The 6,777-nt window shown below is 70.3% G+C and carries 6 protein-coding genes; 1 reads left to right on the top strand and 5 read right to left on the bottom strand.

Features of this window, described 5'->3' with window-relative positions; all coding sequences use genetic code 11:
• Nucleotides 1-165: 165 nt before the first annotated feature.
• On the bottom strand, nucleotides 166-1,608 hold the full coding sequence (locus tag ACIHAO_RS20620; protein WP_396560068.1) for a M1 family metallopeptidase: 1,443 nt from the start codon (nucleotides 1,606-1,608) through the stop codon (nucleotides 166-168).
• Nucleotides 1,609-1,774: 166 nt separating this feature from the next.
• On the opposite strand from ACIHAO_RS20620, the gene ACIHAO_RS20615 reads away from it, so the two are divergent.
• Nucleotides 1,775-2,929 (top strand): MFS transporter, encoded by a 1,155-nt coding sequence (locus ACIHAO_RS20615; RefSeq protein WP_396560066.1) that lies wholly within the window; start codon nucleotides 1,775-1,777, stop codon nucleotides 2,927-2,929.
• Here the strand turns inward: ACIHAO_RS20615 and ACIHAO_RS20610 are convergent.
• The 4 genes from ACIHAO_RS20610 to ACIHAO_RS20595 form a co-directional block, all read right to left on the bottom strand.
• Nucleotides 2,874-3,836 (bottom strand): N-acetylmuramoyl-L-alanine amidase, encoded by a 963-nt coding sequence (locus ACIHAO_RS20610; RefSeq protein ID WP_396560064.1) that lies wholly within the window; start codon nucleotides 3,834-3,836, stop codon nucleotides 2,874-2,876. The genes ACIHAO_RS20615 and ACIHAO_RS20610 overlap by 56 nt on opposite strands.
• An 88-nt stretch (nucleotides 3,837-3,924) precedes the next feature.
• Entirely contained in the window at nucleotides 3,925-4,800 is an 876-nt protein-coding gene (locus ACIHAO_RS20605) for an A/G-specific adenine glycosylase (protein WP_396560062.1), read from the bottom strand.
• A gap of 189 nt (nucleotides 4,801-4,989) precedes the next feature.
• Nucleotides 4,990-5,484 (bottom strand): beta-class carbonic anhydrase, encoded by a 495-nt coding sequence (locus ACIHAO_RS20600; RefSeq protein ID WP_396560060.1) that lies wholly within the window; start codon nucleotides 5,482-5,484, stop codon nucleotides 4,990-4,992.
• A gap of 52 nt (nucleotides 5,485-5,536) precedes the next feature.
• The gene (locus tag ACIHAO_RS20595) at nucleotides 5,537-6,637 is read right to left on the bottom strand and encodes a LacI family DNA-binding transcriptional regulator (RefSeq protein WP_125786137.1); all 1,101 of its coding nucleotides are present in this window, start codon (nucleotides 6,635-6,637) and stop codon (nucleotides 5,537-5,539) included.
• Between the last annotated feature and the right edge of the window lie 140 nt (nucleotides 6,638-6,777).

Raw genomic sequence — 6,777 nt, 5'->3', positions numbered from 1 at the left:
CGGGGGGGGGGGGGGGGGGGGGCCGGTGTTCCTTTGTTGGCCTGTCATACGGGCGGGGGCAGGGCTTGCTGGCCTATCCCGCCCCCCAACACCCCCCCCCCCCACCCCCACGTGAAGCCGTCACTCCGGCACGCCACGTGTGCCTTACCACTCACGAGGCCAGTGTCACATCCCCGGAAAGAGGAGATCGTCCGGCGGCCGCACCGTGCCGTCCAGCCACGCGCGGTTGAAGTCGCCGAGGTCGAGCTGCGTCATCGCGGAGACGTAGAGCTCGAAGTCGTGCCAGTTCTGGTTTCCCTGCGGGTTGATCACCGGGAATCCCGCCACGATCTGGAAGAACGCGTCGTCGCCGACGATACGCCGCAGCGCGTGCACCATCAGCACCGCTTTGGTGGTGGGCGCGAATTCGGTGCCCTTGCCCGGATCGGTGAGCTTGGGCGCCCAGAAACCCGCGTCACCGCTCACCCTTGCCACCATTTCGCGGTACCGCCGGTCGAGGTCGACGCCGTTCTTGCCTTCGTCCCACAGCCACACCGCGTACCGCGCGATGGACTCCGGCATCAGCGTGTCGCGCCACATCTTGCCGCTCACCCCGGCGCCCCACCATTGGTACGCGCTGGCGTACACCAGGTCGGCGACGGTGGCCGCGCGGCCGTAGACCGGCCGGGTCTGTGCGCCGTGCGTGTAGCCGAGGGAGCGGTCGAGGAACAGTCCGCCCGCCGCCGATTGCGGGTAGTCACCGAACTTCCCGGTCAGGAATTCCAGCACCTCGGGTAGTTTGCCGCCGAGTTCGCGGTTGCCCGTCGCGCACGGATGGTAGGCGTTGATCGCGGTCCGGCCGCCGGGAAGCGTGATCCTCTCGACCTCCCAGCGCCCGATGCCGAGCATCGCCGTACTCGGCGCGAGGGCGGTGTCCTCCGCCCAGGTGACGGTGTGCCGTCCCGTGCCCGCCGGTACGTCGGAGACCTGAGAACCGTTGCCCAGCACGGAGAATTCGTCCAGGACGGTGACAGAGACGTGCAGGGTCGCCTTGTCGACTTCGGTGCCGTTGACAGGGAACCAGGTCATCGCCGAACGCGGCTGCCCGGTGGCCACGGCGGAATCGCCGTAAGCGGCCAGCCAGCCGACCCGGCCGCGTGCCGTGGCGATCGGCTCCGGGCGCCCGCCGTAACCGACCACGACCGTGAAGCGCTCGCCCGCGGCCAACGGGGTCCGCGGGGTGATCACGAGTTCGTGTTCGCCCGCCCGCCGGAACGCGGCGGCCATCCCGTCGACGGTGACCGACCGGACGGTGAGCCCGCGCAGGTCCAGGTCGAACCGGCTCAGGTCCTGGGTCGCCGTCGCGGTGATCGTCGCTCTGCCGCTCAACAGCATCGCGTACGGCGCGTAGTCCAACGCGAGCGAGTACTTGTCGACGTCGTAACCGCCGTTGCCGTCCTTCGGGTAGTAAGGATCGGGGCCGAGGACGGTGCCGTCGGGTGAGACGTGCACGTACCCGTCGCTGCCGGGGGCCGGCTGGGCCGCCGCCGAAGCCGGACAGGCGCCGATCATCGTGGTGGCGAGCAACGCGGTGCACAGTGGCTCCTGCCACCGAATCCGCACGGTCATGAACGAGCCTCTCTCTATGGGGGAGGATGCCCGGTCATCGTGCGTACGTCCGCGTCGCGCGCGGCACTGTCAGCCGGGCATGCCACGGGGTTATCCCGGCTGATAACGCCGCGGCATACCCGCCAGGGACTACCCCGCGCGACGCCGGGAAAGCGATCGTCGGGGCATGCCGCCCCTCCCCGCGCTGCTCGCGCTGACGACGACGGTCTTCCTCGGCTGCCTCACCGAAGTGCTGCCCGCCGGGTTGCTGCTGGGCATGTCCGCGGAGCTGGGGGTTTCGCCGTCTGCCACCGGGCAGCTGGTGACGGTCTACGCGATCACCACCGCGCTCACCGCCATCCCGCTCACCGGCGCGACGCTGCGGGTACCGCGCAAACGGTTGCTGCTGGTGCTGATCACCGGCTTCCTGATCACCAATCTGCTGATCGCCGTCTCGTCGTCGTATCCGCTGATCCTGGCGACGCGGGTGGTTTCCGGGGCGCTGACCGGGGTGATGTGGTCACTCGTCGCCGGTTACGCGATGCGTCTCGCCCCGCCGGGGCTCACCGGGCGCGCGCTGGCCGTGGCCATGTCCGGCACCCCGATCGGTTTCGCCCTCGGCGTGCCCGCCGGTACCGCGCTCGGCGAACTGGCCGGCTGGCGCTGGGCGTTCGCCGCGATGGCGCTGATCACCGTGCCGCTGCTGGTGTGGGTGCTCGTCGCGGTGCCCGCCGTCCCCGCGGATCCGGCGGGACCCACCAGGCCGCTCGCCGCGTCACGGCTGCCGGGGATGCGTCCCGTGCTGGCGACGGTGGCGCTGTTCTCGTTGGGGCACAACGTGGCCTACACCTACATCGGGCCGGTTCTCGCCGGGCTCGACGCGGCGACGCTGCTGGGTGCGGCGCTGCTGGTGTTCGGTTGTGCCACGGTGGGCGGGCTGGTCGCGGTCGGATCCGCGCTCGACGGCCGTCCTCGCGCCGTCCTGCTGACCTGCACCGCCGTGACCGCCGCCGCCATCGTCCTGCTGGGGGTGAGCGACGGGGTCCACGGCCTGGTGCTGGCCGCCGCGGGCCTGTGGGGCCTGGGATTCGGCGGCGCGCCGACCGCCTTCCAGGCCGTCACCGCCCTGATCGCGGGCCCCACGGCCGACGCCGCCCAGTCGCTCACGATCGCGGCCTGGAACGGCGCCGTCGCCGGGGGAGCGCTCATCGGCGGCCTGCTGCTGCCGCTGGGAACGGGGCTGCTCCCTTGGTGCGCCGCCTTGATCGTCCTCTCGCCGCTGCTGTTCAGCCGGCGAGTCGTGCTTTCAGCGCCCGCGGATCCATGCCGGACCCCACGATGAGCGGCCAGACGTCGGAGCCGAGGAAGCCGGTCTCGTCGGTCGCCGCGGTCGCGCCGCAGGTGTCGCGCTCCAGTCCGTGCCGGGCCGCCACCGCGGCGACGGCGTCCTTTGTGGACTGTCCGAACAGGCCGTCGACGGGCACGGCGAAACCGCGTGCTCGCAGGAGCTCCTGTGCCGTCCGCACGCGCGGCCCGCTGTCGCCGGGTTTGAGCAGCGGCCACTCCGGCAGGTCCACCTTGGGCGAAGCGGTGCCCAGCAGCTTCCCGACCTCGGTGCGCAGCTCCGGAAGCCGGTTGTACAACACGGTTCCCGGGCATTCGGTCGAGTTGAAGTCCCGGTGTCCCTTGATGAATTCCGGCGAGATCCCGTACTGCGATGCCATGTACGCGACCAGCTTCACCAGCGAGTCCCAGAGCGCCGGCGTGACGTCCTCTTTGCTGTAGAGGCCTTCGTTCTCGATCCCGATGCAGGTGCTGTTGTTGTTGCCCACGTTCGCGCCCAGCACGTGCTGGGTCCCGCCGCGCAGGATCTCCAGGCTGCGATGCCTGCCTTCGGTGATGTGCCCGCCGCGGCTGTTCGTGAACTGCTGGCCGGTGTCGACCCAGCCACGGGTGTCCATATGGAAATTCTGGATGGAACGCGACGCCCAGAAGGCGTGTTCGAGCGTGTAGTCGGTGACGTTCCCCGGATCGACCGTGTGGTGCACGACGATGTACGTCGGCTTGTGGTTCTGCACCTCGATCGCGCCGCTCGGCGGCCGCGCGTTCCACGCGGACGTGCCGTGGATCTTCGGTTCTGCCACCCCGGACGCCGCGTCGGCGGCGGAAATCGTCGCTGTCCCCAGTAGCCCGACGGCGCTTACCGTCAGGCCGCCCTTGAGCGCGGTACGTCGGTCGAAGTCGGCCACGGGCGAAACTCCCATCATGCGCGTTGGCCGGAAAACTAACCCGCCATCGCGCCGATGACAACCATTGACCAACTTTTGTCGTAATGCGTTAGTGTTCGCCAGGGAGTGCGAACAGGCCGTCCCCGGTCTGTTCGAGCAGGCCGTCGACCAGCAGGGAGTCGAGGCAGCGGTCGCGCTGCCCGGATTCGCTCCAGACGAGATCGAGCCGCGCCTTCTCGACCGGGCCTTCGCTGCCGCGCAGGACGTCGAGCAGCAGCCCGCGCACCTGGCGATCGGTCCCGGCGAACTTCTGGACCTGCTTCGCGGGCCCGGCGTAGGCGGGTCTGCCCGCGTGCTGCCAGGCGCAGTCTTCGTAGATCGGGCAGTCCGCGCACCGTGGTGACCGCGCGGTGCAGACGAGCGCGCCGAGTTCCATCAGCGCCGCCGAAAGCTTCGCGGCGGGCGCGTCCTCCGGCGGCAGCAGCGCCTCGACGTCGGCCATGTCGCGGGTGTTCGACGGCGGCCCGGCGTCACCCGCGCCGTGCACCGCCCTGGCCACCACGCGCCGGACGTTCGTGTCCACCACCGGCGCCCGCTTGCCGTAGGCGAAGGCCGCGACCGCGCGCGCCGTGTACGCGCCGATACCCGGCAACGCGAGCAGAGTGTCCACATCGGACGGAACGACGTCGCCGTGTTCGGCGGCGATGACGGCCGCGGCGGCATGCAGCCGCAACGCGCGGCGCGGGTAGCCGAGCTTGCCCCAGGCACGCACGACCTCGCCCTGCGACGACGCCGCCAGCGCCGACGGCACCGGCCAGCGCGCCATCCATTCGAGCCAGATCGGCTGGACGCGCACGACCGGCGTCTGCTGCAACATGATCTCGCTGACGAGCACCCCCCACGCGGTGCAGTCCGGTTCACGCCAGGGCAGGTCGCGCCCCACTTCGTCGAACCATTCGGTCAGCACATCCGCGTCGACGCCCACCGGGCCCACTCTAAAAGGTCCGACCCGCCGGGCCCAAAGGCGTCTCCCAAAGGGCGCCCCGCGCCCGACGGAGACTTCACCGACGCGCGCCCTCTTTGGGGCCGGAGGCCCCACGGAAACACGATGAAGGGGCGCCTTCCCGCCCAACGTGACGTTCAGTGCGATCGGCGCCCCTTCGGCGGGTTTCCGTCAGTGCGCGACCTCATGCAACCGCCCCAGCTTCACGTCGTAGACGAAGCCGCGCACGTTGTCGGTGTGCGGCAGGAAGTCGCTGCGCCGGACGCGCTGCACCGACCGGCGCACGCTGTCCTCGACCTCGCGGAACGCCTCGACCGACCAGGTCGGCCGGAGCCCGCTGGCGGCTTCGAGCTCGTCCTTGAAGTCGTCTTCGGTGACCATGGACAGGCCGCAGTCGGTGTGCTGGACGATCAGCACCTCACGGGTGCCCAGTTTCCGCTGGCTCAGCGCGAGCGAACGGATCGTGTCGTCGGTGACGACGCCGCCCGCGTTACGCAGGATGTGCGACTCGCCCTGGATCAGGCCGAAGATCTCGAACACCCGGATACGGGCGTCCATGCAGGTCAAAATCGTCACGTGGAGCGACGGCCTCGGCGAGGAACGGTCACCGGGGGTGACATCGCCCAGCTCCTGATTGCGCTTGAGCAGTACGTCGATGGAGGTCACCGGCTCATTGGAACCGGGCGGGCCGGAGGAGGGCAACACTTCGGGGCTCATGTCACGGCCCGAACCAGCGCTCTTCGGCTGTCCTCGGCGGCGCCGACGTGCGGCCGACCCGCAGTTCCGTGGCCAGGGTGATCACCTTCGGCCCGACCCGGTCGGCGGAGCTGAGCAGCAGCTTGCCCGCCGCCTTGCCCTTCTCGAGCACCGGCTGGTGGACCGTGGTGAGCCCGGACCGCTCGGCCTCGGTGATGCCGTCGAAACCGGTGACCGTCAGATCCTGCGGCACGCGCAGCCCCCGGCGTTCCGCTTCGGCCAGCGCGCCGAGCGCGAGGATGTCCGAGGTGCAGATCACGGCGGTGACCTGCGGATACGCGTCGAGCAGCTGCCGTGCGGCCGAAGCACCGTCGTCGACGGTGTGGTCGAAGCGCTCGACCACCGGCACGGTCGCCCAGTCGACCCCGGCCGCCGAGAACGCGGCGGCCAGCGCCTCCAGCCGGATCCGCTGGACGTGGAAGTGCGCGGCGCTCTGCCGCTGGATGGAGACGAAGTCGTCGTTGCGCTCGCGGGCGAGCCGCATGCACAGCACGCCGATCTGCCGGTGCCCGAGAGAGATGAGGTGCTCGGCCATCGCGGTGACCGCGGCCGCGTCGTCCGGGCCGACCCGGTCGACCCCGTCCACGCGCGGCTGGTCGACGATCACCGTCGGCACCGGGCGCTCCAGGACGGCGCCGAGATGCGGGTCGTCGTCGGGCACCGAATAGACGACGAAACCGTCGACGCCGGCGCGGTGCACGGCCGCGACGTCCTCGCGACCGGGGCTCGCCGGGACCAGGTGCAGGCCGACGCCCGCGTCCTCGCACGCCAGCGCGAGCCCTTCGAGCACGCCGATCGCGGCGGGATCGCGGAAGGCGTAGGAGAGGTTTTCGGTGAGTAAAAGACCGACAGCACCCGCCTTGCGCGTCCGCAGTGAACGGGCCACCGGGTCCGGGCCCGGGTAGCCGAGGCGGCGCGCGGTCTCGAGGACGCGACGGCGCAACTCGGGCGACAGCTGGTCTGGCCGGTTGTAGGCGTTCGAGACGGTGGTCCTCGACACACCGAGCTCTGCGGCCAACGACGCCAGTGTCGCCTGCCTCCTGGTGCGGATAGGACGGCCCATCCGCAAACCGTAACGGTTCAGAACGTTTTGCAGAAGCATCACCCGACGTGTGGCAGGTCTCGATTCAGAGTGACCCTGGGTACAGGTCATACCAGCGCGGCGGGCACCGTCAGCCGTATGGGGTAGAGTTGAATCTGACA

The organism is Amycolatopsis sp. NPDC052450 (assembly GCF_044547565.1).
Taxonomy (GTDB): domain Bacteria; phylum Actinomycetota; class Actinomycetes; order Mycobacteriales; family Pseudonocardiaceae; genus Amycolatopsis.
The sequence above is the reverse complement of the archived record's forward strand: the minus strand, read 5'-3'. Positions and strand labels throughout refer to the sequence as shown.

Excerpts from the sequence above, each read along its gene's own strand:
- ACIHAO_RS20595 (WP_125786137.1), bottom strand. The coding sequence starts at position 6,637 with ATGGGCCGTCCTATCCGCACCAGGAGGCAGGCGACACTGGCGTCGTTG.
- ACIHAO_RS20615 (WP_396560066.1), top strand. The coding sequence starts at position 1,775 with ATGCCGCCCCTCCCCGCGCTGCTCGCGCTGACGACGACGGTCTTCCTC.
- ACIHAO_RS20620 (WP_396560068.1), bottom strand. The coding sequence starts at position 1,608 with ATGACCGTGCGGATTCGGTGGCAGGAGCCACTGTGCACCGCGTTGCTC.